The sequence below is a fragment of the Nonomuraea montanisoli genome (assembly GCF_013363975.1).
GTDB lineage: Bacteria > Actinomycetota > Actinomycetes > Streptosporangiales > Streptosporangiaceae > Nonomuraea > Nonomuraea montanisoli.
The window spans coordinates 277,191-302,388 of sequence record NZ_JABWGN010000001.1; the positions used below are offsets into that span (position 1 = coordinate 277,191).

The 25,198-nt window shown below is 73.2% G+C and carries 26 protein-coding genes; 10 read left to right on the forward strand and 16 right to left on the reverse strand.

All coding sequences use genetic code 11. The annotated features are described in order from the left end of the window. Positions 1–378: 378 nt before the first annotated feature. Together HTZ77_RS01270 and HTZ77_RS01275 are read right to left on the reverse strand one after the other, a co-directional pair. The gene (locus tag HTZ77_RS01270) at positions 379–573 is read right to left on the reverse strand and encodes an anti-sigma factor family protein (RefSeq protein ID WP_205301950.1); all 195 of its coding nucleotides are present in this window, start codon (positions 571–573) and stop codon (positions 379–381) included. Next, complete coding sequence (locus HTZ77_RS01275; RefSeq protein WP_175587547.1) at positions 573–1,118, reverse strand: sigma-70 family RNA polymerase sigma factor; 546 nt, start codon at positions 1,116–1,118, stop codon at positions 573–575. The genes HTZ77_RS01270 and HTZ77_RS01275 overlap by 1 nt, the downstream gene beginning before the upstream one ends. 117 nt (positions 1,119–1,235) lie before the next feature. Between HTZ77_RS01275 and HTZ77_RS01280 the strand changes: the two genes are divergently transcribed. The 6 genes from HTZ77_RS01280 (at position 1,236) to HTZ77_RS01305 (ending at position 7,764) form a co-directional block, all read left to right on the forward strand. Further along, positions 1,236–1,880, forward strand: coding sequence for a DUF4142 domain-containing protein (locus HTZ77_RS01280; protein ID WP_175587548.1), 645 nt, complete (start codon positions 1,236–1,238; stop codon positions 1,878–1,880). Then, positions 1,877–3,430, forward strand: a complete 1,554-nt coding sequence (locus HTZ77_RS47220) for a DUF1996 domain-containing protein (protein WP_268959885.1) — start codon at positions 1,877–1,879, stop codon at positions 3,428–3,430. The genes HTZ77_RS01280 and HTZ77_RS47220 overlap by 4 nt, the downstream gene beginning before the upstream one ends. 298 nt (positions 3,431–3,728) lie before the next feature. Continuing rightward, entirely contained in the window at positions 3,729–4,517 is a 789-nt protein-coding gene (locus tag HTZ77_RS01290; protein ID WP_175587549.1) for a hypothetical protein, read from the forward strand. Continuing rightward, a complete protein-coding gene (locus tag HTZ77_RS01295; protein ID WP_175587550.1) occupies positions 4,514–4,699 on the forward strand; it encodes a hypothetical protein in 186 nt (61 codons plus the stop codon). Before HTZ77_RS01290 ends, HTZ77_RS01295 begins: the two co-directional genes overlap by 4 nt. Next, positions 4,696–6,192 carry an NADH-ubiquinone oxidoreductase-F iron-sulfur binding region domain-containing protein gene (locus HTZ77_RS01300; protein ID WP_328808355.1) on the forward strand — a complete coding sequence of 499 codons (1,497 nt, stop codon included), beginning with the start codon at positions 4,696–4,698 and terminating at the stop codon, positions 6,190–6,192. The genes HTZ77_RS01295 and HTZ77_RS01300 overlap by 4 nt, the downstream gene beginning before the upstream one ends. Positions 6,193–6,324: 132 nt before the next feature. Beyond that, positions 6,325–7,764, forward strand: coding sequence for an FAD-binding oxidoreductase (locus tag HTZ77_RS01305; RefSeq protein ID WP_175587551.1), 1,440 nt, complete (start codon positions 6,325–6,327; stop codon positions 7,762–7,764). On the opposite strand, the gene HTZ77_RS01310 is transcribed toward HTZ77_RS01305, so the two are convergent. From HTZ77_RS01310 to HTZ77_RS01320, 3 genes are read right to left on the reverse strand one after another with little or no spacing between them, the layout of a single operon-like run. Further along, the gene (locus HTZ77_RS01310; RefSeq protein WP_175587552.1) at positions 7,732–9,723 is read right to left on the reverse strand and encodes an acetoacetate--CoA ligase; all 1,992 of its coding nucleotides are present in this window, start codon (positions 9,721–9,723) and stop codon (positions 7,732–7,734) included. The two genes, HTZ77_RS01305 and HTZ77_RS01310, sit on opposite strands and share 33 nt — an antisense overlap. Positions 9,724–9,781: 58 nt before the next feature. Next, on the reverse strand, positions 9,782–10,639 hold the full coding sequence (locus HTZ77_RS01315; RefSeq protein ID WP_175587553.1) for a serine hydrolase: 858 nt from the start codon (positions 10,637–10,639) through the stop codon (positions 9,782–9,784). Further along, a complete protein-coding gene (locus HTZ77_RS01320; protein WP_175587554.1) occupies positions 10,636–11,553 on the reverse strand; it encodes a LysR family transcriptional regulator in 918 nt (305 codons plus the stop codon). Before HTZ77_RS01320 ends, HTZ77_RS01315 begins: the two co-directional genes overlap by 4 nt. An 86-nt stretch (positions 11,554–11,639) precedes the next feature. On the opposite strand from HTZ77_RS01320, the gene HTZ77_RS01325 reads away from it, so the two are divergent. After that, positions 11,640–13,250 (forward strand): penicillin-binding transpeptidase domain-containing protein, encoded by a 1,611-nt coding sequence (locus HTZ77_RS01325; protein WP_175587555.1) that lies wholly within the window; start codon positions 11,640–11,642, stop codon positions 13,248–13,250. 18 nt (positions 13,251–13,268) lie between these two features. On the opposite strand, the gene HTZ77_RS01330 is transcribed toward HTZ77_RS01325, so the two are convergent. The 11 genes from HTZ77_RS01330 to HTZ77_RS01380 form a co-directional block, all read right to left on the reverse strand. Beyond that, a complete protein-coding gene (locus HTZ77_RS01330) occupies positions 13,269–13,961 on the reverse strand; it encodes an HAD family hydrolase (protein ID WP_175587556.1) in 693 nt (230 codons plus the stop codon). 109 nt (positions 13,962–14,070) lie between these two features. Continuing rightward, entirely contained in the window at positions 14,071–14,697 is a 627-nt protein-coding gene (locus HTZ77_RS01335; RefSeq protein ID WP_175587557.1) for an HAD family hydrolase, read from the reverse strand. Positions 14,698–14,788: 91 nt separating this feature from the next. Then, on the reverse strand, positions 14,789–15,244 hold the full coding sequence (locus HTZ77_RS01340) for a DUF2690 domain-containing protein (RefSeq protein WP_175587558.1): 456 nt from the start codon (positions 15,242–15,244) through the stop codon (positions 14,789–14,791). A 100-nt stretch (positions 15,245–15,344) separates the two neighbouring features. Beyond that, positions 15,345–15,902, reverse strand: coding sequence for a DUF6912 family protein (locus HTZ77_RS01345; protein WP_175587559.1), 558 nt, complete (start codon positions 15,900–15,902; stop codon positions 15,345–15,347). Between the two features lie 31 nt (positions 15,903–15,933). After that, on the reverse strand, positions 15,934–16,590 hold the full coding sequence (locus HTZ77_RS01350; protein WP_175587560.1) for an HAD family hydrolase: 657 nt from the start codon (positions 16,588–16,590) through the stop codon (positions 15,934–15,936). A gap of 44 nt (positions 16,591–16,634) precedes the next feature. Next, on the reverse strand, positions 16,635–17,978 hold the full coding sequence (locus HTZ77_RS01355) for a glycoside hydrolase family 3 protein (RefSeq protein ID WP_175587561.1): 1,344 nt from the start codon (positions 17,976–17,978) through the stop codon (positions 16,635–16,637). Between the two features lie 113 nt (positions 17,979–18,091). Beyond that, positions 18,092–19,831: a phosphoenolpyruvate--protein phosphotransferase gene (gene ptsP / locus HTZ77_RS01360; protein WP_328808356.1), complete on the reverse strand. Its 1,740-nt coding sequence runs from the start codon at positions 19,829–19,831 to the stop codon at positions 18,092–18,094. Continuing rightward, positions 19,828–20,085, reverse strand: a complete 258-nt coding sequence (locus tag HTZ77_RS01365) for an HPr family phosphocarrier protein (protein WP_175587562.1) — start codon at positions 20,083–20,085, stop codon at positions 19,828–19,830. The genes ptsP and HTZ77_RS01365 overlap by 4 nt, the downstream gene beginning before the upstream one ends. A 113-nt stretch (positions 20,086–20,198) precedes the next feature. Continuing rightward, a complete protein-coding gene (locus tag HTZ77_RS01370; RefSeq protein WP_175587563.1) occupies positions 20,199–20,645 on the reverse strand; it encodes a PTS sugar transporter subunit IIA in 447 nt (148 codons plus the stop codon). An 11-nt stretch (positions 20,646–20,656) separates the two neighbouring features. After that, complete coding sequence (locus tag HTZ77_RS01375; RefSeq protein ID WP_175587564.1) at positions 20,657–20,893, reverse strand: glucose PTS transporter subunit EIIB; 237 nt, start codon at positions 20,891–20,893, stop codon at positions 20,657–20,659. A 67-nt stretch (positions 20,894–20,960) separates the two neighbouring features. After that, the gene (locus HTZ77_RS01380; RefSeq protein WP_175587565.1) at positions 20,961–21,995 is read right to left on the reverse strand and encodes an SIS domain-containing protein; all 1,035 of its coding nucleotides are present in this window, start codon (positions 21,993–21,995) and stop codon (positions 20,961–20,963) included. Between the two features lie 118 nt (positions 21,996–22,113). Between HTZ77_RS01380 and HTZ77_RS01385 the strand changes: the two genes are divergently transcribed. The 3 genes from HTZ77_RS01385 (at position 22,114) to HTZ77_RS01395 (ending at position 25,160) form a co-directional block, all read left to right on the forward strand. Further along, complete coding sequence (locus HTZ77_RS01385) at positions 22,114–22,854, forward strand: GntR family transcriptional regulator (RefSeq protein ID WP_175587566.1); 741 nt, start codon at positions 22,114–22,116, stop codon at positions 22,852–22,854. A 33-nt stretch (positions 22,855–22,887) separates the two neighbouring features. After that, the gene (locus tag HTZ77_RS01390; RefSeq protein ID WP_407940466.1) at positions 22,888–24,456 is read left to right on the forward strand and encodes a PTS transporter subunit EIIC; all 1,569 of its coding nucleotides are present in this window, start codon (positions 22,888–22,890) and stop codon (positions 24,454–24,456) included. A 344-nt stretch (positions 24,457–24,800) separates the two neighbouring features. Continuing rightward, complete coding sequence (locus HTZ77_RS01395; RefSeq protein WP_328808357.1) at positions 24,801–25,160, forward strand: Rv3235 family protein; 360 nt, start codon at positions 24,801–24,803, stop codon at positions 25,158–25,160. Positions 25,161–25,198: the final 38 nt, after the last annotated feature.

Below are 25,198 nucleotides of genomic sequence, written 5' to 3' on the forward strand. Positions count from 1 at the left end.
CGCGCGCTTCATCGCCCACGCACGGGAGGGGCCCGCCGGTCCGCCCGTGCCCGGCGTGGCGCCGGTCGGACGCCTGGCCGCGCCTCGTGGGCGCACGGGCACGCCGGACGAATCCGGTGCCGCCGGCATGCCGGGGCCGCCGCTGTGGAGCGGCAGGCCACGCTGGGGAAAGACGGTGCTACCAGCATCCCACACCTGGGGCGCACCCGCCGTACGGCACGGACGCCGAAGTGGGCCGCCGTCCTCGCCGGCCCACCCGTACGGGAGGATGGGCGCAGCCGTGTCGGGCCCCACCGAACACCTCCCCCAGATCGCCCGGCCATGGACAGCCGGACGCATGCCTTGCCGTACCGATATCACCCGAAAAGGGCGAAGACGTCAACGTGACATCGACATGGGGGGATCGTCTTCGGAGGCGGAGGGGTGCTTGAGCTCGTCGAGCTGACCGGGGAGCGCGGTCAGGTCCTTGAGCTCCTCCTGGCATGACGGGCACGTGTCGAGGTGGCGCTCGAACGCCTCCAGGTCCTCTTCGTCGAGGACACCGAGGACATAGGCGGCCACCTCTTCGTGCATCAGCCGGCAACCCCCTTGTCCCGCAGCAGCTCGCGCAGAGCCCGAATCCCGTAATAGAGCCTGGACTTCACCGTACCCGGCGGGATCCCCAGAATCTCCGCCGCCTCATTAATCGTACGGTCCCTGAGATAGGTCTGCTCAATGACTTCGCGGTGTTCTTCCGACAGGCTCCGCAGCGCGTCGGCGACGACTATCGCCGACAACGCCCGCTCGGAGCCGTCAGGTACCGCCAACATGTCGACTTCGGGGGGCTCGACCTCATGGGGCCGGACGCTCTTGCGCCGGCGACCGTCGATCACGATGCGGCGGGCCACGGTCAGCAGCCACGCCCATATGAGGCTCGGTTCCCATTGCAGTCTTGCCGAGTTACGCCAGGCCCGGACGAGCGTCTCCTGCACGACGTCCTCGGCCCATTGCAGATCGTTGCCGGTCGACTTGCGTATGTGGCGCAGCAGAGGGCCGCCGAACTCCTGGTAGAGCACCGCGATGCGGTGCTCCGCCTCGGCATCCGCACTCTCGAACCTGCCGTCGAGGTGACTTAGCACGGGGCACATCTTTACACCTTCGTTATGAGTCCGGTAGCCACTCCGATAACTCCAGTCATTTCTGACTATTCGCCGCTAGAAGTGAACCGGTCCCCGAGGCTCCGCGTACCTCCGACCATGCACAGGCTTCTACGCGGTGAGGTCCTCATGTTCGGCGGCTTCGCCGTGGCCGCGGTGGCGACGATTTTCCTGGTCATGCCATCGTCGGCCGCGCCCGTGTCCGCCGAGTGGACGGTGCTGCCCTCCGGCCCGCTGGGGCCGGCCGACCGCGACCTTCTGGTCAAGGTACGTCAGGCAGGCCTATGGGAGATACCCGTCGGACGGTACGCGCAGGAGCGCGCGGCGTCCCAGCGGGTCAAGGACGTCGGGATGCACCTGGTGGAGGACCACTCCAAGCTGGACGTGGTCACCCGCCAGTACGCGGCCAAGCTGGGCGTGCCACTGCCCGACCAGCCCAATCCCGACCAGCAGAGCTGGATGGCTCAACTGGCGGCCGAGAACGGCCCCGCCTTCGACCGGGACTTCGCCAACCTGCTGCGCGCGGCGCACGGGAAGGTCTTCACCGTCGTGGCGGGCGTCCGGGCAGGAACGCGCAACAGCGAGGTGCGCAAGTTCGCCCAGCAGGCGGTGACCGTGGTCATGAAGCACATGACGCTGCTCGAGTCCACCGGGCTGGTGGACCACAACGCGCTTCCCGAACCCCCGACCCCCTCGGCCACTCCACCCGCCCCCGCGGCGGTCGAAACAAGGAGACAACCATGAGTAGATCGAGACGCATGGCCGCGGCCGTGTCCGCCCTGGCCATGGTGGCCGGCGGTCTGGTGTCCGCGGCCGTCTTCAGCGTCAGTCCGGCCTTCGCCGACCACTGCGACCCCGCCGAGCAGCATCAGGGGCAGCAGACGACCCGGGCGCAGCGGCAGGGGCAGGACGAGCAGGCGCCGGACGGCCAGGACCAGGGGCAGCAGGACCAGGGCCAGAACGACCAGGACGGCCAGAACCAGGACCAGGGCCAGAACCAGGACCAGGGGCAGAACAACCAGGACCAGGGCCGTAACCAGGATCAAGGCCAGAACCAGGACCAGGGGCAGCAGCAGCAGAACCAGCAGCGCGACAACCGCCGCAACAACCAGCAGCAGGGCTTCCAGCAGCAGGGCACCGGCGGCGGGGCGCTCTCCCCCGCGCCCGACCCGACCGGCCAGAACCGCAACGGCCAGAACCGGAACGGTCAGGACCAGAACAACAACCAGGACCAGGGGCAGAACAACAACCAGGACCAGGGCGACCAGCAGGCCGACCGGAACGGCCAGAACCAGGACGACCAGCAGGCCGGCGAGCCGACCCAGGACCCGAACACCCTGTTCCGCCGGCGCGGCCGGGGCAACCAGCAGCAGCCCACCCGCCGGCCCACCCCGTCGCCCTCCCCCACGGCCGGCGGCGAGGACGAGTGCGCCGACCTGGGCCCGTTCCTGACCGACTTCGTCGACATCCGGCAGGTCCAGCCCACCTCGATCGACCCGCCGCGCGGCCGGGGCGGCTCCCGCGGCACGTTCGTCTCCGCGTGCGGCACCAACCGCAACGGTCACAACAACCCGGACAACTTCATCGTCGCGCCGGGTGTCTCGAACGGCGCCCACCACCTGCACGACTACGTGGGCAACCTGTCCACGAACGGCTTCTCGACCGACGAGAGCCTCTCGGCGGCGGGGACGACGTGCCGGTTCGGCGACAGGTCGACGTACTTCTGGCCGGTGCTGCGCGACCGCAAGGTCGACGTCAACACCGGCGACCCGGACGGCAACGTCGGCCAGGTGCTGCGTGCCCGTGCGGTGACGCTCCAGTTCCGGGGCAACGCGGTCTCCCGGGTGACGGCCATGCCGCGGTTCCTGCGGTTGATCACCGGTGACGCCAAGGCGGCCACGAACGGCGGGGCCAACGCCCGCGCGGCCTGGACCTGCACCGGCTTCCAGAACCGAATCACCACGAAATACCCGCTTTGCCCGCGCGGTACTGGGGTCGTGCGTATTCTGGACTTCCCGAGTTGCTGGGACGGGCAGAACACCGACAGCGCCAACCACCGGACGCACGTGGTCTTCCCCGACCAGAGTGGTGCCTGCCCCGGAGGCATGAAGGCTGTTCCGCAGCTGCGGATGACCCTCGTCTACAGCGTTCCCCAGGGTCCCTCCTTCGCCGTGGACGCCTTCCCCGAGCAGCAGCACAACCCCATCACCGACCACGCCGACTTCGCCAACGTCATGCCCGACCGGCTGATGGCCTTCGTGGTCAACTGCATCAACCGGGGCCGCCGCTGCTGACCTGACCACGCGCCGTCCACCGGGTCGCCCGCCGGCCCGCCACCCGACGCCACCCTCTCCCGCCGCACCGGCACGCGGGCCCGCCTCCCCGGGCCCGGCCGGAACGAGCCCGGCCCTCCTCCCCCGAGGGGCCGGGCCGAGCGGGGCCGGGCCCTCTGTCCCGAGGGCCGGGCTCCCCGGCGAGCCGGAGCGGCGGTCACGGGCCGGCGGAACCGGACGGGCGATCTGGGTGGACGGCGCGGTCAGGACGGCCCGGACCCTCCCGAGGCGCACCCTCAACCGACCTTGGAGGGAATGAATGCTCCACAGACGACACCCCCGGCACGCGCCGGCCAAGCTGGACACCCGCAACGTCCGGCTGGGCCTGAGCGTGGCCATCATGGCGCTCGGCCTGTCGGCCTTCGCCCTGACCAGGACCGATCGCGGCATGTCCGTGTTCGGTCAGGGGGTGAGCTTCCTCGAGTTCTACGCCGGGGTCTTCGCCCTGGTGCTGCTGACCGCCACCGTCGGGCTCGGCCTGCTGACGACCGAGCGCGTCTTCCTGTCCCCGTCGAACCGCGTCCGGGCCCAGCTCGCGCATCGGGCCACCGCCGCGATCGGCATGGGGTACATGTTCACCCACATCGGTCTCATGATCAGCCTCGGCCACGTCCCGCCGGCCGCGGCCGTGATCCCCGTGGCCGGGATCTGGGTGGGCTTCGGCGCCCTCGCCTCGAACCTCATGATCGCGGTCGTGGTGACGGGCGTCATCCGGGGACGGTTCGCGGTGACGGGCAAGCCGTGGATGTGGCGGACGCTGCACGGCGGCGCGTACCTGGCCTGGCCGGTGTCCATCCTGCACGGGCTGACCGCCGGCCGTACCGCCGCCGGCTGGGTCACCTGGTCGTACGCGGCCTGCCTGGCCGCGGTCGGCTCGGCCCTGCTCGTCCGGGTGCTGGCCACGATCCTGCGGCCGTCCACGCGGGCCGAGGTCGTGCCGACGCCCGCGGTCTCCGACGCGCCCGCGGCGCGCCGCCCGAAGGAGGTCAACGCGCCGGTCAGCCTGGCCGCCGCCGCCGCGCGGCGGAAGTACCGGGAGGCGGGATGATCCCGCTCCGCGCCTCCCAGGAGTCCCCCGCCCGAAGGGGACTCCGCCGCTCCCAGGAGCCGCCCGCCCCCGCGGGCCACCGCGGCTCCCCCGAGAAGGCCCCCACGCCCAGGGGCCTTCGCACCACCAAGGAGATCACTCTCCTCGCCCCCCAGGAGACGACCATCCAGGAGACGTCGTGATCCCGCACCGAGCACCGGACGTGCTACGGCTGGGCCCCGCCCGGCTGACCGCCGGGCTGGACCACACCAGGCGGCTCGACCTGCCGGCGCACCGCACGCTGCACGGCGAGCCCTCCCCCCGCGACATCGAGACCCTCATCGCGGAGGTGAACGAGGTCGACATGCGCGGCCGGGGCGGCGCCGCCTTCCCCTTCGGCCGCAAGCTGCGCGCCGTCGCCGACGCCTCCGGCTCCCGCGAGTGCGTGGTGCTGGTCAACGGCGCCGAAGGCGAGCCGGCCAGCTCGAAGGACGCGATGCTGCTCATCCGCGCCCCCCATCTCGTCCTCGACGGCGCCGTGCTGGCCGCCGAGGCGCTGAACGCCCGCGAGGTGGTCGTCGCCACCGCCCGCGGCGAGGTGGCCGAGTCCTCCATCGCCGCCGCCGTGGCCGAGCGGCGCGCCGCCAAGGTGGCGGGCGCGACCGAGAGCCACATCCCGATCCGCGTGGTCGGGCTGGAGGAGCGGTTCATCTCCGGCGAGGGCGGCGCGCTCGTCCGTGCCGTGAACGGCCTGGAGGGGATCCCGCCGGGCCGCAAGAAGCGCGCCGCGACGAGCGGCGTGGACGGCCTGCCCACGCTGCTGTCCAACACCGAGACCTTCGCCCAGCTCGCCGTCCTCGCCGAGCTGGGCCCCGAGAAGTACGCCGAGGTGGGCACCAGCAAGGAGCCCGGGACCGTGCTGCTCACGGTCAGCGGCGGCGCCGCGACCAACGCGGTCATCGAGGCGCAGACGGGCACGCTCCTGGCCGACGTGCTCGACCTCTGCGACGCCGAGCCGGGTGAGGGCGTGCTCATGGGCGGCTACCACGGCGCGTTCCTCACGCCCCAGGCCGCCGTGTCGGCGGTGATCTCCCGTGAGGGCATGAAGCAGGCCGGCGCCGACCTCGGGGCGGGCATCATCGTGCCGCTCGGGGAGGCGACCTGCCCCCTGGGCGAGGCGGCCCGCGTGGCCGCGTACCTCGCCGCGCAGTCGGCCGGCCAGTGCGGCCCGTGCCGGCTGGGCCTGCCGGACGTGGCGCGCCAGATCCTCGCGCTCGTGGACGGCACCGGCTCGACCGACGCCGTGCGCCGGTCCGTGCGGGCCGTCGAGCGGCGCGGCGCGTGCTTCCACCCGGACGGCACGGCCAGGTTCGTGCTGTCGGCGCTGGACGCGTTCGAGAACGACATCGCGCTGCACCTGGAGTTCGGCTCGTGCGGCCGGCCGGTGCTCGGCGTGCTGCCGCTGCCGGAGCAGGAGGTCGAGCCGGAGTACCGGCTGGACGTGGACTGGAGCCGCTGCGAGGGGCACGGGCTCTGCGCCCACCTGCTGCCGGAGTTCGTGGAGCTGGACCAGTACGGGTTCCCGTCCTTCAAGACCGTGCCGGGCTGGATGGCGAAGGAGGCGCGCCGGGCGGTGGACATGTGTCCCGCGCTGGCGTTGCGCCTGGCCGAGTCGTCGATGGCCCGCACGGGCTGACCGCCCCGGGCCCGCCGGGAGGGGCTCCGGCGGGCCCGCGGGCCCTCCCTCCGGCATCAGATTGTGATGAACCCGTCCATCCGCGACTGCATCTCAACGGATGTGCTGAACGATGACCGCGGGGAGCCGACCATGGACCGCCGCCATTTCCTCCGCGCCGCCGCCCTGGCCCCGGCGCTGATCACGGCGCCGGCCCTGGTGGCCGCCCGCCCCGCGCGGGCGCAGGCGCCCGACTGGGCGAAGCTGCGGCGCGGCCTGTCGGGCACGCTCGTGCTGCCCGGCGACTCCGCCTACGGCACGGCCCGCCGCCTGTTCAACCCGGTCTTCGACCGGATCAGGCCGAGCGGCGTCGCCTACTGCGAGAGCGCCGCGGACGTGGCGGCGAGCCTGGCGTTCGTGCGCGCGCACGGGCTGCCGGTCACCGCCCGCTCGGGCGGCCACTCCTACGCGGGCTGGTCCACCGGCACCGGCCTGGTCGTGGACGTCTCCCGGATGAACAAGGTCCGCTACGCGGGCGGCCGGGCGACGGTCGGGGCGGGGGCCAAGCTGATCGACGTGTTCTCCACGCTGGCCGGGCACGGGGTGGGCATCCCCGCGGGCACCTGCCCCACGGTCGGCGTGGGCGGCCTCGCGCTGGGCGGCGGCATCGGCGTGCTGTCCAGGAAGTACGGGCTGACCTGCGACACGCTGGAGTCGGTACGGATCGTCACGGCCGACGGGCGGGTCCTGGACTGCGACGAGCGGACCCACCCCGACCTGTTCTGGGCCTGCCGGGGAGGCGGCGGCGGCAACTTCGGCGTGGCCGTGTCGTTCACCTTCCGCACCCACGCCACCCGTGACCTCAACGTCTTCTTCCTGCGCTGGCCGTGGGCCAAGGCGGCCGCCGCGCTGACGGCCTGGCAGGCGTGGGCGCCCGGCGCGCCCGACGACCTGTGGTCCACGCTGCACCTCACCCGCGACCCGGGCGGTCCGGAGGTGCGGATCACCGGCGTCCACCTGGGCTCCAGGGCCGAGCTGGACCGGCTGCTCGCGCCCGTCGTGGCCCGGATCGGCCGGCCGGTCTCCCGCACCGTCTACCGGACGTCGTACCTCCAGGCGATGAAGGTGATGGGCGGCTGCTCCTCGCTGACCGTGGACCAGTGCCACCCCTCGCCGCACGGCCGGCTGGGCCGGGCGAGCTTCGCCGCCAAGTCGCACCTGGCCTACCGGCCGCTCACCCCCGACGGGGTGCGCGCGATGGTGGCCGAGGTGGGCCGGCCCGGTCCGCACTCGGTGCTGCTGGACGCCATGGGCGGCGCCGTGGCGCGGGTGCGGCCGGAGGCGACCGCCTTCCCGCACCGGTCGGCGCTCTACAGCGTGCAGTACTACCAGGAGGGCAGCGACCGGTCCTGGCTGCGCCGGATCCACACCGCCATGGCGCCGCACCTCGGCGACCACGCCTACGTCAACTACATCGACCCGGACCTGAAGGACTGGCGCGCCGCCTACTACGGGCCGAACGCCGCCCGCCTGGCCCAGGTCAAGACCGCCTACGACCCGTCACGCCTGTTCCGGCTCCCGCAGGGGGTCTGAGGGCCGGAAGTGCTCCAGGACCTCCGGGTTGGCCATGGCGTCGGGGTTGGCGGCCTGCTCGACGGGGGTGCCGAGCAGGATCTTGCGGACCGGCACCTCCAGCTTCTTGCCCGACAGCGTGCGCGGGATCCCCGGCACGGCCCGGATCTCGTTGGGCACGTGCCGGGGCGACAGCTCGTCGCGCAGCGCGGCGCACAGGGCCCGGGTCAGCTCGTCGGTCATCTCGGCGCCCTCGGCCAGCGTCACGTACAGCAGCAGCCGCCCCTCCTGGCCGAGCACGCCCGTGTCGATGACCAGGCTGTCGGCGACCTGCTCGAACCGCTCGACCACCCGGTAGAACTCGCTGGTGCCCATCCGGACGCCGCCCCGGTTGAGGGTCGAGTCGGAGCGGCCGTAGATGACGCAGCTCCCGTCCTCGTCGACCCTGATCCAGTCGCCGTGGCGCCAGACGCCCGGGTAGACGTCGAAGTAGCTGTCGCGGTAGCGCGCGCCGTCCGGGTCGTTCCAGAACATGACCGGCATCGACGGCATCGGCCGGGTGAGCACCAGCTCCCCCACCTCGCCGGTGACCGGCCGGCCCTCGGGGTCGTACGCCTCCACCGCGGCGCCCAGCGAGCGGCACGGGATGACGCCCGCCCGGATCGGGTGCGTGATGGTCGCGCCCACGAAGCCGGTGCACACGTCCGTGCCGCCGGAGAACGAGCCGATCGGCACCTCCGGCAGCTCCTCGTGCACCCAGGCGAAACCCTCGGGCGGCAGCGGCGAGCCGGTGGAGCCGACGCCGCGCAGCCGCTCCAGCCCCTCGGGGTGCAGCCCCGCCTTCAGCGAGGCCATGATGTACGGCGCGCCCACCCCGAAGTACGTCACGCCCTCCGAGGCGGCGATCCGCCACAGGGTGGCCGGTGAGGGATGGGCGGCCGAGCCGTCGTAGAGCACCGGGACGGCCCCCACCAGCAGGGCGCCGATGAGGTAGTTCCACATCATCCAGCCCGTGGTGGTGTACCAGAAGAACACATCCCCCTCACCGAGGTCCTGGTGGAAGGAGAGGGACTTCAGGTGCTCCAGGACCACGCCGCCGTGGCCGTGGACGATCGGCTTGGGCAGGCCGGTGGTGCCGCTGGAGTACAGGATCCACAGGGGATGGCCGAACGGCACCCGCTCGAACTCCAGCGGCCCGGACTCCGCGCGCAGTCCCTCCCAGCCGATCACCTCGCCGTGCGGCACGGCGCGCGCCGGGCCGGGGGCGGGCTCGGCCCGCTGGGGCGGCAGCCCCTCGGCCGCGGCCGACAGGTACGGGATCCACACCGTGGCGCGCAGCGAGGGCAGCGCGGCGGCGATCTCGTTCACCGCCTCCGAGCGGTCGTAGGCCTTGCCGTTGTAGCGGTAGCCGTCGACGGCGATGAGCACCTTGGGCTCGATCTGCCGGAAGCGGTCCACGATGCTGGCCACCCCGAAGTCCGGGGAGCCGGCCGACCAGATCGCGCCGAGGGAGGCGGTGGCCAGGAAGGCGACGAGCGCCTGCGGGATGTTGGGCAGGTACGCCGCGACCCGGTCGCCGCGGCCGACGCCGAGCCGCGCCAGCCCGGCCCGCACGCGGGCGACCTCCTCGCGCAGCTCGTCGTGGCTGATCTCCTGACGGGCGCCGTCCTCCGAGACGAACACCACGGCCGTGCCGCCGGAGTGGCGCAGCGCGTTCTCCGCGTAGTTGAGGCTGCTTCCGGCGAACCACTCGACGTCCGGCATCGTCCCGGAGAGGACCGGTCCGTCACCACGCTCGCCGACCACCTGGAAGTGGTCCCAGATCGACGTCCAGAACTCCTCGGGACGCTCGACGGACCACCGCCACAGGTCCTCGTAGTCCGCCCCCGCCTTCCCGATCGACTCCTTGTATCGGGTGAGCTTGGCGCGCTTGACGATCTCTTCGGTCGGCTCCCAGAGAAGTGCCCCTTCAGCAACCATGTGCCCCATCCTGTCGCCCGGTCGGGCCGAAGTCATACCCGCTTCGCCACACAACTAGCTAGCGCCTTAGGTGGTCCACCGCCATACGCGCGGCCGTGCCGATCACCGCGTCGGCGCGCGGCTGGTTGACCGCGGGGCTGAAGGACCGGGTGAACACCGCCACCGCGTAGCGGCCGCCGTCGGGGTACTCGACCACCCCGGCCTCGGCGCGCAGCGTCGGCAGCGAGCCGGTCTTGCCGCTGACGTCCACGTCGTCGTACGGGAAGCCGGAGGCCAGCCGGTGCGGCCACACCTGCTTGTTGAGCACCGAGCGCATCCAGGCGCAGGAGGCGGGCGAGGCGGCCTCGTCGCGCCAGATCAGCCCGAACAGCTCGGCCGTCTCGCCCGGCGTGCTGCGGTTGGTGCGCGGCGGGTCGAGCACGCTCAGCCGGTCGATCTCCTCCGGATCGAGGTACGGCCAGCCGTGCCCGGTGTCCTCGGCCATGCTCGCGTACAGGTCGGCCGACTTCTGCTGGACGAAGGTGCCCGTCAGCCCGAACCCCTCCAGCATGGCGTTGACCGCCTCGAACCCGACCCGGGCCGACAGCACGTCCGCGGCGGTGTTGTCGCTGACCGCGATCATCAGGTAGGCGAGGTCCCGCAGCGACATCGTGACGTCGTCCAGCATGGCCGACAGCCCGGTGGGCCCGAAGGCGCGCTCGTCCGCCCGCACGGTCACCCGCGCGGCCGGGTCGAGCAGCCCGGCGTCGGCCTGCCGGCAGAACGCGACCAGCAGCGGCACCTTGAACACCGACGCGGTCGGCACCGGCACGTCGGAGCCGTGCCCCACGTGCCGGCCGGTGTCGATGTCCGTCGCGTGCAGCCAGCCGGTGACGCCCGCCGCGCGGAAGACCGCACCGAAGTCCGGCTCGTTCATGCCAGCACCCCCGGCCGACGGCTGACCCGCCGCACGGGCACCGCGCCCTCGTCCGCCATACCGGCGCGCTCCTTCAGCGTTCGTACGGCCACCGCCGAGAAGGCGGCGACCGCTTCTGTCTCGACCCGCCAGGCCGTGGAGACCCGACCGGCGATGGGCGAGCCTAGCAGCGGGCGCCAGGCCAGCCCCGGCAGGTCCGTACGCGGCCCGAAGGCCACCGCGGCCCCCGCCAGCACCAGGCCCAGGCCGGCGCCCTCGTGCACCTGCGGCGGCACGTAGCCGTGGCGGCGGCACTCGGCCAGCACCTCGGCGTGGACGCCCGGCTCGCCCTCGCGGGGCGGCATCAGCAGCTCACGGCCGCCCAGGTCGGCCAGGTGCAGCTCGCCGCCCCGGGCCAGCGAGTCGTCCTCGGCCAGCAGCACGCCCTGCGACTGGATCAGGGGCGGGCCGAACAGCAGGCCGGGCGCGGCGAGGGGGTGGCGCACGATGCCCACGTCGATGGCGCCCTCGGCCAGCGCGGCGACCTGCTCGGCCGTCCAGATCTCGGCGGGCGCGAGCCGTACCTCGGGATGGCTCTCCCGGAAGCCGGCGACGAGCCCGGCGATCACGGCGGGCGCCAGGTCGGGCGGGACGCCGACGCGCAGCACGGTGCCCTGGCCGTGCCGGGCCAGCTCACGCAGCCGGTCGGCCCGGGAGACGATCTCGCGGGCCTCGCCGAGCAGCAGCCGCCCGGACTCGGTGAGCCGGACCTGCCGGGCGGAGCGGTCGAACAGCCGGACCCCGAGCTCCTCCTCCAGGCGCTTGATCCGCTGGCTGAGGGGCGGCTGCGCCATGCCGAGCCGGATCGCGGCGTTGCCGAAGTGGAGTTCCTCCGCGACCACGATGAAGTAGCGAAGGTGCCGGACGAGGTCCATGAGCAGCAACTATAGCCAAACTCATATGCATGGTCGGCTCATATCGGTATTGGACAGCACCGCGAGGGCTCTGGTCTTCTCACCCCATGGCACCACCAACGGGGACAATCTACGCCCACCTCAGGGAGGACGAGCGGCGTCCGCGCAGAAGGCGCAGGTGGCGGTGGGTCGCCGCGGCGCTGCTCGTCCCGGCCCTCGCGGCCGGTGGCACGCTCTGGCTCCTGCGCACGGAGGGCACGCCCGAGCAGACCGCCGACGACTACCTGGACGCGTGGACGGACCAGAGCTACGCCGAGATGCGCGAGCTCGTCGCCGACCCGCCCGCCGACTTCGAGCAGTGGCACCGGCGCTTCCTCACCGACCTCCAGGCCGAGCACATCTCCTTGCGGCGCCCCCTACCGAACGGGGTCTTCGCGAGCACCGTGGGGGACGACGGCGCCGTGACCTTCCACGCCGTCGTCCAGGGCAGGAGGGACTGGGACTACGACGGCGAGCTCAAGCTCGTCGAGCGCGGCGGCAGGTGGAAGGTCGCCTGGACCCCGGCCACCATCCACCGCCTGCTCAAGAAGGGCAGGTCGCTGCGGGCGATCACCCGGCCGGGCGAGCCCGCGCACGTCCTGGCCGCCGGCGGCGAACGCATCGACACCCCGGACACGCCCGGCTCGGTGCAGCAGCTCGTCGAGGGCCTCAAGCGGACGTACCCGGACTGGTTCGCCCCCTACAAGGAGACCACGATCGAGCTGTACGAGGGCGACAGACCGGTCGAGACGCTCGTCGGGGCCGGCGGCAAGGTGCCGCTGAAGACCACGATCGACCTCAAGGTGCACCGGGCGGGGGCCGCCGCACTGGAGGGCGTGGACAAGCCCGCCTCGCTGGTGGCGCTGCGGCCCTCCACCGGCGAGATCCTCGCCGTGGTCAACAAGCCGGGCGGCTTCAACCGGGCGCTGCTCGGCAAGTACCCGCCCGGTTCCACGTTCAAGGTCGTCACCGCCTCGGCGCTGGTCGCGGACGGCGCGAAGCCGGACGCGCGGGTGACCTGCCCCGCCGAGCAGAACATCGGCGGCTTCCCCTTCCACAACGCCGGTTTCAAGGACTACGGCACGCTGGCCTTCCGCGACGCCTTCGCCCACTCCTGCAACACCACGTTCGGCGCGATGAGCGTGGACCGGCTCGGCGCCGACCGGCTCGCCAAGGTGGCCGCCAGCTTCGGCTTCGGCGCGGCGATCACGCCGGGCGTGCCGGCCGTGAAGGCGGAGTTCCCGGCGCCGAAGGACGACACGGACCTCGCCTCCGCCTCCATCGGGCAGGGCAGGGTGCTGGCCAGCCCACTGAACATGGCCTCCGTGGCGGCGGCCATCGCCGCCGGCGCTTGGTGGCCGCCCCGGCTGGTGCCGGAGGAGCGGATGCCGGACCACACGCTCCGGCCGCGCCGCCTGGAGGACGACGTGGTGCGGGCGCTGCGCGACCTCATGCCGGCCGTCGTCACCGACGGCACGGCCCAGGCCGTCAGCTTCCCGGAGGGCACGGCGGGCAAGACCGGCACGGCGGAGTACGGGTCGGGCAAGGAGCCGCCCGCGCACTCGTGGTTCGTCGGCTACCGGGGCGACCTGGCGTTCGCGGTGATCGTGGAGGGCGGCGGGGCCGGCTCGGCCGTGGCGGCCCCGGTCGCGGCCCGCTTCCTCAAGGCGCTCGCCTGAGCCCCGGACGGGCTGAGGTCAGGGCGGGGTGGTGAGGCGCGCGACGGCGGCCACCACCTCGGCGGCGTCGGACAGGTCGGGCAGCACGACGTCGGCCCCGGCCTCGCGCAGCTCGCCCGCGGTCGAGCGGCCCGACGCGACCGCGATCATCGCCGCGCCGCCGATGCGGGCGGCCTGGACGTCGCGCGCCGAGTCGCCGATGACCACGGTGTTGGCCGCCGTGAACGGCGTGCCCAGCCGCTGCCGGGCCCGCCCCTGCGCGACCTGGAGCAGCGTCGCCTTCGGGTAGGCCTCCTCGCCGTAGCCGCCGAGCTCGAAGTCGATGTGCTTGTCCAGCCCGAACGCCTTGAGCTTGTGGACGGCGTTGCCCTTGATGGTGCCGGTCAGCACCGACTGGACCACGCCGTCGAGCCGGGCCACGGCCTTGAGCGCGGCCTTGGCCCCGGACATCGCCCTGCCCTCCCGCGGCAGCCTGCCGCGCCGGTCGGCGAAGGCCGCGGCCAGCGCGTCGAGGAACTTGGGCAGGTGGGCGTCCTCGGCCACGACGCCGTTGAGGGCGAGGGTCTCGAAGACGATCTCGGAGTCGGGGCGGCCCAGCGCCGGGGCCAGCTTGACCAGCGGGCGGCCGGTCACGGCGCGGAACGCCTCGGCGTAGGCGTCACGGGTGACGATGGCCACGTCGACCAGGGTCAGGTCGATGTTCCAGAGCACTAGGCGGTTGATGGCGGCCTCCTGGGGGGACCCTGCAAGGGTACGGCCAACCCGGCGAATCCGGCGCCCCGGTCCGCCGGGACCGTCCCGCTGTCGGGCGTGACCGCTGTCAGATGTGGTCGATGGCCTCGGCCAGCGTGTCGACGACCGGCAGGCCCGTGGCCTCCAGGTCGGCCCGCGAGGTCATGCCGCCCGTGTAGAGCACGGCCCGCGCGCCCACGTGGCGGGCGGCGATGCCGTCGTCGACGCTGTCGCCGATCACCAGCACCTGCCCGGGCTCGACGTCGAGCGCCTGGATGTGGGCGGCCATGTGCGCGGCCTTCTCGCCGCCGGTGGCCCCGACCAGCCCGTCGACCCGGTTGAAGTGGCCGGTGATGCCGAAGGTCTCGATGATCGTCAGCAGGTGGGAGTGGGGGGCCATCGAGCACAGCGACTGCGTGCCCGTCCAGCTCGCCAGCGTGGCCAGCGCGCCCTCGGCCAGGCCGCACACCCCGCTCAGCCGGTAGTAGTGCTCGTGGAAGCCCGCGTCGAGCGTCTCCCACTCTCCTTCGTTCAGCGGACGGCCGAGCAGCCGCTCGTAGGCCAGCCAGATGGGGCGGGTGTAGACGGCGCGGAAGCCGTCGGCCGTGAGGGGGGCCAGTTCGTAGGCTCTGAAGACCTCGTTGGTGGCTCCGACGACGGCGTCGATGTCGTGGAAGAGGGTGCCGTTCCAGTCCCAGATGATGTGTTTCGTCATGACAGGCTTCAGGGTAGCCGGGCCCTGTGACAAAACGGTGAACGGACCGCCGCGGCGCACGGGGCCGCGGCGGTAGTCCGTGCGTGCGGAGTTACTTGCAGGCCTGACCGGTTCCGCCGGTGCCGACCTGACCGCCCATGCCGCTGCCCCACTTCACGCTGGCGCTGCCCCAGGCGCACATGTTGTTGCCGTTGACCATGTTGCCCCAGTGGCGGCCGCCGTTGCCCTTCCTGAACTGGAAGGTGTCGATGGTGCCCCTGGCGTTCTGGACGGTGATCGAGCCGTAGCCGGCGGTGATCGTGTTGATCTCGATCCAGTTGGTCTTGCACGAGAACGAGTACATGAGCTTGACCGTGCCGATCTTGCCCTCGAGCCGGCTGTTGATGTTGCCGGTGCGGACCGCGCGGGCGGAGTTGCCACAGCCGGTCTGGTACGGGTCCTTGTGGTCGTATCCGCGGGCCTGGGCGGTTGCGGCCTGCGCGGGCGACATGACGACCACGGCCGCGGCCACCGCGCCGACCGCGGTCACGACTGCTCGGAGCTTCACAGGAACCGACTCCTTCTGTAGGGGACGTAGTCCGGCCTGTGATCCTAGCGACCTTGGTCAAGAAAAGGTCAAGGACCCTTACTGCCGATTTAACATGCCCCTAATGATCACCATGCAGGAGATGCGGAATCTCCTGCGTCGCGTACCACATGAGCTCGTGCGCCTCGGCGCCGTCCACGGTGAAGCGGGCGTCGTCGTCGCCCGCGTCGGAGGCGGGCAGCGCGGCGACGGCCGCCCCGACGTCGGGCACGGCGTACAGGTCGTCCACGTGCACCGAGGCGACCTTCGCCATCGGCACCGGGCGCGACAGGCGCACCGTGGCCCGCTCCTCCAGGTCGGCGCCGGCCGTCAGCGTGCCGTCGGGCACCTCGGCGGCCACGACCACGCGCCGGGGCACCCACACGGAGCCGTCCTCGTTCTTGACCGGCTCCGCGTGCTGCCCGGCGTCGCCGGCGGGGCGCTCGGCGGCCAGCAGCCGCAGGGAGGCGCGGGCGGCCTCGGTGAGCGCGACATATTCGAGCTCCTCGGTGTCGCCCGAGGCGTACCACTCGGTCAGCGCGGGCGTCACCGCGTAACCGGTCAGCGGGGCCGGGCCGAGCTCGCCCGCCTCCACCGCGCGGGCGAGGGCGGACAGCGTGCACGGCAGGTAGACGCGCATCAGAAACCTTTCACAACGTGCGGAGGCACCATCATGCCGGTCGGAGGGGGATCTGGAGCAGCGACTCGAGCTGCGCGATCGTCGTCTCGGCGTCGCGGTGGTGGATGCCGTGGATGCCCAGGGCGCGGGCCGCGGCGATGTTGGCCTCGAAGTCGTCGATGAACACGCACGACTCGCCCGGCAGCGCCAGCAGGTCGAGGGCGTGCCGGAAGATGCGGGGCTCCGGCTTGCGCATGCCGACCTCGCCGGAGATGACCACCGCGTCGAAGAGCTCGTCCCAGCCGTCGCGCGGGTAGGCGTTGGACCACGAGTTGGACAGCAGGCACGTGCGCACCCCGTGGCCTCTGACCGCCCGCAGCATGTCGTGCATGGCCTCGACGCGCTCGAAGCCGGCGAACATCCGCTCCAGCAGGCCCTCCGCCTCCGGCGGCACCCCGTCGAGGGTCAGCAGGCGGGCGGCCAGGTCGCGCTCGAAGGCCGAGCCGTCGAGCTCGCCGCGCTCCAGCGCGTGGACCACCGTCTCCTGCGAGCCCTCCGCCGCGCCGTCGTACGCCTGGCGGACCAGCTCGCTCATCACCGCGTGGTAGTGGGCGTGGTCGATGCGGTCGGCCACGATCCACCTGGCGATGGAGTCGGACAGGCTGGTGGTCAGCACGCCGCCCCAGTCGATGAGAACCCCGGCTACCACACCGCCTCCTCGGACAGGTCAGGCTCCAAGCCTAGAGCGTCGCGCTAGCTGCCCTCACGGGTCACGCGGGCGGCCAGCCGGCGGTGCTCGGCGGAGCGCAGCACGCCGGCCGCCTCGGCCGCCGAGGCCCGCGGCGCCTCGCGCAGGAAGCCGCGCTTCTGCCGCAGGGTCAGCAGCCGCGTCACGGACTGGTCGAGCCGGGCGCGGCTGATCCGGCCGGACTTCACGGCCGCCGTCACCGCGGTGTACGCCTTCGACAGGTCGTTCGGCATGAGGAGCAGGTCGGCGCCCGCGAGCACGGCCCGCACGGCCACCTCCCCGTCGCCGTACTTCTTGCGCACGCCCTCCATGTTGAGCGCGTCGGTCGAGACCACGCCCTTGAAGCCGAGCTTCTCGCGCAGCAGCCCGGTCAGGATGGGCCTGGACAGCGTCGCCGGGTCGCCGGACGAGTCGAGCTTGGGGAACACGATGTGCGCGCTCATCACCGCGTCGACCCCGGCCGCGACGGCGGCCTTGAACGGCGGCGCGTCGATCCGCTCCCACTGCGCGCGCGTGTGCTTGATCACCGGGAGCCCGGTGTGGCTGTCGACGTCGGTGTCGCCGTGGCCGGGGAAGTGCTTGGCGCTGGAGGCCACGCCCGCGTCGCCGAAGCCCTTGACCGCGCCCGAGACCATCGCGGCCACCTTGGCCGGGTCGTCGCCGTAGGCCCGGCGGCCGATCACCGGGTTGTCCGGGTTGACGTTGACGTCGGCGACCGGGGCGAAGTCGAGGTTGACGCCGAGCGCGCGCAGCTCCTCGCCGGTGGCCTTGGCCACGGCCCGCGAGCGCGCCGGGTCGCCGGTGGCGCCCACGGTGGCGGCGCCGGGGAACCTCGTCATCAGCGCCCCCATCCGGGACACCAGGCCGTTCTCCTGGTCGGTGCCGATGATCAGCGGCACGCGCGGGGAGGCCGCCTGGAGGCCGTTGGTCAGCGCGACGACCTGGGAGACGCTCTTGACGTTGGCCGGGAAGAGGATGACGCCGCCGAGGTGGTACTTGGCGATCACCTTGGCGGGGGTCTGGGCGCCGTATCTGGCCTGGTTCTCGCCGGAGACCGAGTCGGCCGCGGTGCCGTACAGGACGGGCATGAAGAGCTGGCCGACCTTCTCCTCCACGCTCATGCGGGCCAGCACCCGGCTCACGTCGCCGTTCGCGGCGGGGACGCGGCTCGGCACGGCGGTGCCGGTCGTGTCCGCCGGGGTGTCCTGAGTGGCGGTGGCCGTGGGGGCCGCCGGGGCGGTGGGGGTGCCGGGAGCGCGCGTGCCGGGGGTCGCCCCCGCCGTGCCGCCTCCCCCGCACGCCGTGAGCGCGAACACGAGCAGCCCTGCCATGCCGATCCGTCCAGACATGCCCTCCACCGTATCCAGGCCGCGACACCCCCGAAGCCCGATCCGGGAGTGATGTCCGATCACGGCCGCCCTCGGTCCCCGGCGGGCCTCCGGGCGGTCTCGGGAAGGCGTGCTCAGAGGCCCAGGCGGTCGAGAGCGGGCAGGCAGGCGCGGGCGGCGGCGCGCGCCTGCCCCGGGCCGCCGGCCGAGCGGGCCGCCTCGGCCGCCTCGCGGCACTGCTCCAGCGTGTGCTCGCCCAGCCCGGCCCGTACGGCCGGCAGCGCCGCGGCCGCCATCGACAGCGAGGTGACCCCGAGCCCCACGAGCACGCAGGCCAGCGCCGGGTCGGCCGCCGCCTCGCCGCACACCCCGCACGGCCGCGCCGCCTCGGACGCCCCGGCCGCGGCCAGGCGCACGAGGTCGAGCAGGGCGGGCTGCCACGGGTCCTGGAGGTCGCCGAGCGTGCCGAGCTCCCGGTCGGCGGCGAACGCGTACTGCGCCAGGTCGTTGGTGCCGATCGACAGGAAGTCCACCTCGGCGGCCAGGCTCGCGGCCCGCAGCGCCGCCGCCGGCACCTCGACCATCACCCCGGCCTTGCGCAGGCCCCTGGCCCGGCACGCCTCCGCGAACCAGGCCGCCTCCTCGGCCGTCGCCACCATGGGCGCCATGACCTGGAGCTCGGCCGTCTCGGACGCGGCCGCCCGCGCCAGGGCGCCGAGCTGGGCGTCGAGGACGTCACCGAAGCGCCGCAGCAGCCGCAGGCCGCGCTCGCCCAGCGCCGGGTTCGGCTCCTCACCGGGCGGCGGCAGGAAGGCCAGCGGCTTGTCGGCTCCGGCGTCGAGGGCGCGCACCACGACGGTGCGGCCGGGGAAGGCGGCCAGCGCCGCGCGGTAGGCCCGCTCCTGCTCCTCGGCGTCCGGCGCGTGCCGCCTGCCGAGGAAGAGGAACTCGGTCCGGTAGAGGCCGACGCCCTCCGCCCCGTGGCGCAGCGCGGCGTCGAGGTCCTGGGGGCCGCCGATGTTGGCCAGCAGCGGCACGGGGCGGCCGTCACGGGTCGCGCCGCTCTCGCCCGCCCGGGCCAGCGCCGCGCGGCGGGCCTTCTCGACGCCCGCCACCCGGGCCAGGTCCTCGGCCGAGGGGTCGGGCCGTACCTCGCCGGAGGAGCCGTCGACCAGCACGGTGGCGCCGGGCGGGATGGCGGTCGCGCCGGCGCAGCCGACGACGGCGGGCACGCCCATCGCGCGGGCGAGGATCGCGGTGTGGCTGGTCGGGCCGCCCCGCTCCGTGACGAACGCGGCGACCACCTCGCGCGACAGCAGCGCGGTGTCCGCCGGGGCGAGGTCGCGCGCGACCAGCACGTACGGCCGGGGCGCGCCGCCGGGCTCGGCGGGCGGGGCGGGCTCGGCCGGAACGCCCGGCAGGGGCTGGCCGGTGAGCGCGGCGATCGCACGGTCGCGGACGTCGTCGAGGTCCGCGACCCGCTCCCCCAGATAGCCGCCCGCGCCCGCGAGCGCGTCGCGGTACTTCACGAAGGCGGAGAAGACCGCCCGCGGCGCGGCGACCCCCTCGTCGACGAGCGCCTCCACCTCCACGGCCAGCCCGGGGTCGACGGCCATGAGCGCCTGCGCCCGAAGGATGTCGGCCCCCTCGCGGCCCGTGCCGCCGGAGGCCGGGTCGTCCGGCCGCTCCAGCCGCGCCGCGCGGGCCTCCAGCTCGTCCGCCACCTGGCGCAGGGCCGCCAGGGCGCGTTCCTTCTCGGCGTCCGCGCCGCCCGTGTGGGCGGAGTCCTCGGGGGGTTCGGGAACGGATGCCGTCAGGATGTACGCGGGGCCGTGTCCGGCGCCCGGGCTCACCCCTGCCCCCGTCAGCGTCACGGCGATCCGGCGATGCCGGCGAGCTCGTCGAGGACCGCGTCGGCGCCGTCGCCCTCGGCCTTGATCACGACCATCTCGTCCTGCTGCACGTCGAGCGCGAGGATCTGCAGGATGCTCTTGGCGTTGACCGGGTCACGGCCCGGCTTGGCGATCCAGACGTCCATCGGCGCCTTGGCCGCCGCCCGTACGAACGTGGCCGCCGGTCTGGCGTGCAGCCCGACGTCCGCGACCACGGTGACCTTGCGTTCAGGCATGGGTCTTCTTCCTCCTTCGCCGGTCCGGACCACGCCGGACCTCTCTGCCGCCCCGGCGGAGTGCCGGGTCTCGTACCATCATCGACGCCGGGACGGCGCCGGAGCCACACGGGTCAGAGCCAACGGAACAACTCCTCCCCTGCCCGCACGCTTCCCGGTGCCACACCCCGGACCGCGGCGGCGTCCGCGTCGAGCGCGACCACCGCGCAGACCGGCGACCGGCCGCCCGCCTCGATCGCGGCCGGGTCCCAGGCCACGACGGGCTGGCCGGCGCCGACCCGGTCGCCCTCCGCCGCGAGCAGCTCGAAGCCCTCGCCCTTGAGCTGCACCGTGTCGATGCCGAGGTGAACCAGCACACCTCTGCCGTCGTCCCCGACGATCACGTAGGCATGCGGATGCAGTTTCATGATTTTCCCGGCTATGGGAGCCACGGCCTTGCCGGGCTCCCGCAGCGGGTCGATCGCCGCTCCGGGGCCCACCATCCCCGCGGAGAACACCGGATCGGGCACGGCCGCCAGCTCCACTGCCGCCCCCTCGACGGGGGCGAGAACAGTCGTCATGGTCTCGCCCTCTAGCCGATGAGGTCCTCGATGTCGCTGGCGATCGTGTCGGCCTCCGGCCCCACGACGACCTGGACGACGTTGCCCGCGGCCATCACGCCGTGGGCGCCGGCCGCGTACAGGGCGTCGCGGTCGATCTTGGACACGTCACGCACCTCGGTCCGCAGCCGGGTGATGCAGGGCTCGATGTCGATGATGTTGCCGGCACCGCCGAGCCCGGCGATGATCGCGCTCGCATCCGCCGCCATCCGTCCTCCTCCTCACTGTCCGACCAGATTAGACGGCTGTCCGACCAGGCCGGACGACCGTGCGCGATCAGTCGGTCTGCGTGACCTTGTTCAGGCCGCGCGGGGCGTCGGGGTCCACGCCGAGCCGCCGGGCCAGGGCCTCGGTCAGGAGCTGGCCGGGGACGATCAGGCCCATCGGCGCGACCCACTCGGGCAGGTCGGGGCCGTTGAGGGAGGCCGTGCCGGCCGCGGCGAGGGCCGCGCCGCCGCCGATCGTGAACGCGGGCGCGCCCGCCGCGACGACCCGCTCGGCCAGGGCGACCGTGCCGGGCAGCGTGGGGCTGTTCTCGGCGGCGAGCAGCAGCGCCGGGGTATCGGCGTCCACGACCGCGATCGGGCCGTGCAGCAGGTCGGCGTACGAGAGCCCCATGGCGTGCAGGTAGCACGCCTCCTTGAGCTTCAGCGCGGTCTCCAGCGCGGTGGAGAAGGCCAGGCCGCGGGCCGAGACGACCGCGCCGGGCTTGTCGGCCAGGCCCTCGACCACGGCGTCCAGGTCGCCCGGCGCCTCGATGAGCCGCTCGACGGCGTCCGGCACCCGCTGGAGGTCCTTCTCGTCCACCTCGGCGCCGAGGCCGAGCGCGAGCACCGCCAGCGCGGCGAGCTGGGTGGTGTAGGTCTTGGTGGCCGGCACGGCCTTCTCCTCGCCGGCCAGCGTGCACAGCGCCAGGTCCGCGGCCTGCGCGAGGGGGCTGTCGGGGCCGCCGTTGGTGATGCCGACGGTCTTCGCCCCGCAGTCGCGCGCCCAGGCCAGCGTCTCGACGATCTCCTCCGTACGGCCGGACTGGGAGATCGCCACGGCCAGGACGCCGTCCAGGTCGAGCTTGCGCCGGTAGGTCGTCGCGATGGACGGCGCGGCGAGCGCGGCCAGCCGGCCCGCGCGCGACTCGATGAGGTAGCGGCCGTAGACTGCGGCGTTGTCCGACGTGCCGCGGGCGATGAACAGCAGCTGACGGGTCTGCCCGCCCAGCGCTCGCACCTCGTCCACCCGGGGCAGCAGCGCGTCGAGTGTGGCCCTCAGCGCCGCGGGTTGCTCGGCGATCTCGCTGCGCATTCTGCTGGTCATCTCACGCTCGCAATCGTTACCGTCTGGACTTGACCCTGTTTTGCGACATGTGGTCTAGTCCGGACTAGACCAGTACGAACCATAGCCCATTGCCCAGGTCAGATCGAGGGGAGGATCCGTGGCCCACATCGATCCGGACAGCCCGGTGCCCAAGTACTTCCAGCTGCGCGAGATCCTGCTGGACCTCATCGACAGCGATGAGCTGCGCATCGGCGCGGCCATCCCCTCCGAGCGGGAGCTGTGCCAGCGCTTCGGCCTGTCCCGGATGACGGTGCGCCAGGCGGTCGACCACCTGGTGTCCGAGGGAAGGCTGCACCGGGTGCCCGGCAAGGGCACCTTCGTCGCCCGGCCCAAGATCGAGCTGGCCCTCCAGCTCACCTCGTTCACCGACGACATGCGCGCCCGCGGCATGGAGCCCGGCTCGCGCGACCTCGACCGGCGCGTCGTGCGGGCCAGCGCCCACCTGGCCAAGGAGCTGGGCATCCAGCCGGGCGAGGAGGTCCACTTCATCGAGCGGCTGCGCACCGCCGACGGCGAGCCGCTGTCCATCGAGCGCGCGCACATCCCCGTGCGCCTCGCCCCCGGCCTCGGCGACCTCGACCTGGCCGACAAGTCGCTGTACGAGCTGCTGGAGACCCGCTACGGCCTCGTCATGGACGCAGGGGAGCTGACCATCGACGGGGGCATCGCCGACCCGAGCGACGCCGACCTGCTCAAGCTGCCGCGCGGCGGCGCCGTGCTGCTGCTGCAGCGCAGGTCCTTCTCCGGGGGCGTCTGCGCCGAACTGGGCGTCTCGACCTACCGCGCCGACCGCTACCAGTTGCGCACCAGCCTGGAAATGCCCGCCAGACGGGGGTGAGGGCCCGGCTCCCACCCTCAGGAGGAACGTCCGGTGAACGAGACCACCGCCCGGCCTTCGCCGTTCGCCCGCGCCCTGACCGCCCTCCGGCCCCGGCTCGCGCGGGTGATGAGCGTGCTCCAGCGGCTGGGCCGCTCCCTCATGCTGCCCATCGCCGCCCTGCCGGCCGCCGCGCTGCTCGTCCGCTTCGGGCAGCCCGACATGCTCGGCTCCAACGGCCCGGCCCCCGGCGGCCTGGCGGACGTGGCCGGGTTCGCGTGGATGGCGCGGGTCGCCCCGGTGCTGGCCGCGGCGGGCGGCGCCCTGTTCGACAACCTGCCGCTGCTGTTCGCCGTGGGCGTGGCCATCGGGTTCGCCCGCAAGGCCGACGGGACGACCGCGCTGGCGGCCGTGGTCGGCTATCTGGTGTTCGACCGGGTGTCCAAGGTGATGTTCTTCGGCTCGTCCATCCGCGGCACCGTGCTGCTGCGCAAGGTCGAGGACGGCGGGATCAACGAGGTCGTCGACCACGGGCTGCAGAACCCGACCAAGGTGCTCGGCGGCATCATGATGGGGCTCGTCGCCGCCCTGCTGTGGCAGCGCTTCCACCGGATCAAGCTGCCGTCGTGGCTGGCGTTCTTCGGCGGGCGGCGCTTCGTGCCCATCGTGACCGCCATCGTGGCGCTGGTGCTCGGCGTCGTCATCGGCTGGATCTGGCCGGTCCTGGGGGGCTGGATCGGCGACGCCGGCCAGGCCCTCACCACGCTCGGACCGCTCGGCACCGGCATCTACGGGGTGATCAACCGGCTGCTCATCCCGCTGGGGCTGCACCACTTCGTCAACTCGATCGTGTGGCACGTGGTGCCGCAGTGCGAGGTGGGTGGGCGGGTCCTCGGCGGTGACTGGAACTGCTACTTCGGCGGGGCCGAGCACTCCGGGCAGTTCATGGCCGGGTTCTTCCCCGTCATGATGTTCGCGCTGCCGGCCGCCGCGCTGGCCATGTGGCGGGCCGCGCCGCCGCACCGGCGCCGGGCCGTGGGCGGCATCATGCTCTCGGCCGCGCTCACCTCCGTGGTCACGGGCATCACGGAGCCGATCGAGTTCGCGTTCATCTTCGTCGCGCCGCTGCTGTTCGTCGTCCACGCGGTGCTGACCGGGATCGCGATGGCGGTGACGATGCTGGTCGGGGGGCAGCTCGGGTTCGGCTTCTCCGCGGGACTCCTCGACATGCTGCTGAACGTGAGCAAGTCCAACACCCGCAACCTGCCGGGGATCCTGGCGATCGGGGTCGTGTACGGGGTCGTGTACTACGTGGTGTTCAGCTTCCTCATCCGGCGGCTGAACATCCTGACGCCGGGACGCGAGCCGGAGCCGGACGTGGACTCCGGCGAGCCGCGCACCCCCCGCGACAGGGCCGCCCGCCCGTCCCCCTCCCAGCCGGAACCGTCCGGAACCGGGACGGAGACGGGGACGGGAGCTGAGACGGGCGGGGGAACGGGCGCGGGACCGGACACGGGCAGGGACACGGGCTCGGGCGCGGGACCGGACACGGGCAGGGACATGGGCGCGGGCGCGGGACCGGACACGGGCGCGGGGCCGGCGGGCGACCGGGACACGGGCTGAGCGAGGGCGGGCCGGGGATTTCCTGTCGGCCGTTTCGCTCTTATTCTCCGGGCCGGAAGTCTTGCGGACCGCCCGATGTCGTGACGCGCACGACCGGAAGGCCGCGGGCAACGCGCGGGCACCACTCCAGCTCCGGGTGATCTTCTCCGCCAACTCCCCCGAACCGCCGCCCCGATCCGGAAAGCTGGCGGCCGACGTATCCGGGGGCCGGGCCGAAAACTCCTTGTAGCGATCGTCTCCCCCGCGATTCTGGAGGACCCATGCCGCCCCTTCCCCGTACGCCCTTCGCTCGCGACACGCCCTTCGCTCGCACACGAGCCGCAGACGCCGAACCGCCCGAGGTGGTGGGCTCGCTCGCCCTGGACACGCGGCATCTGGTGTGGGGCCCGCCGGGCTCGGCGCCGGACGAGCGAGCTCTGCGCCTGCTCGGCCAGGCCCTGGCCGAGGTGCTCACCGGCCGCCGGCCGCCCGAGACGGTGGCCGACCGGCTCACCGACCAGGCGTACCGGGAACTGCTGCGGGCGGGACGCATGCTGGACACGCGCCGCCCGCCGTTCGCGGCCGTCCCCCGCGTGACGGAGCCCGCGGACGGGGTGGTGGAGATGTGCGTGCTGCTGCACTGCGGCGAACGCAGCCACGTCCTGGCCGTACGCCTGGAACGACGCGGCGTGCAGTGGCTCGTCACCGACTTCGAGACCGCCTGACGGCCTCCCGGACGGGACAAGCCGTCCGGCGGCCGCCC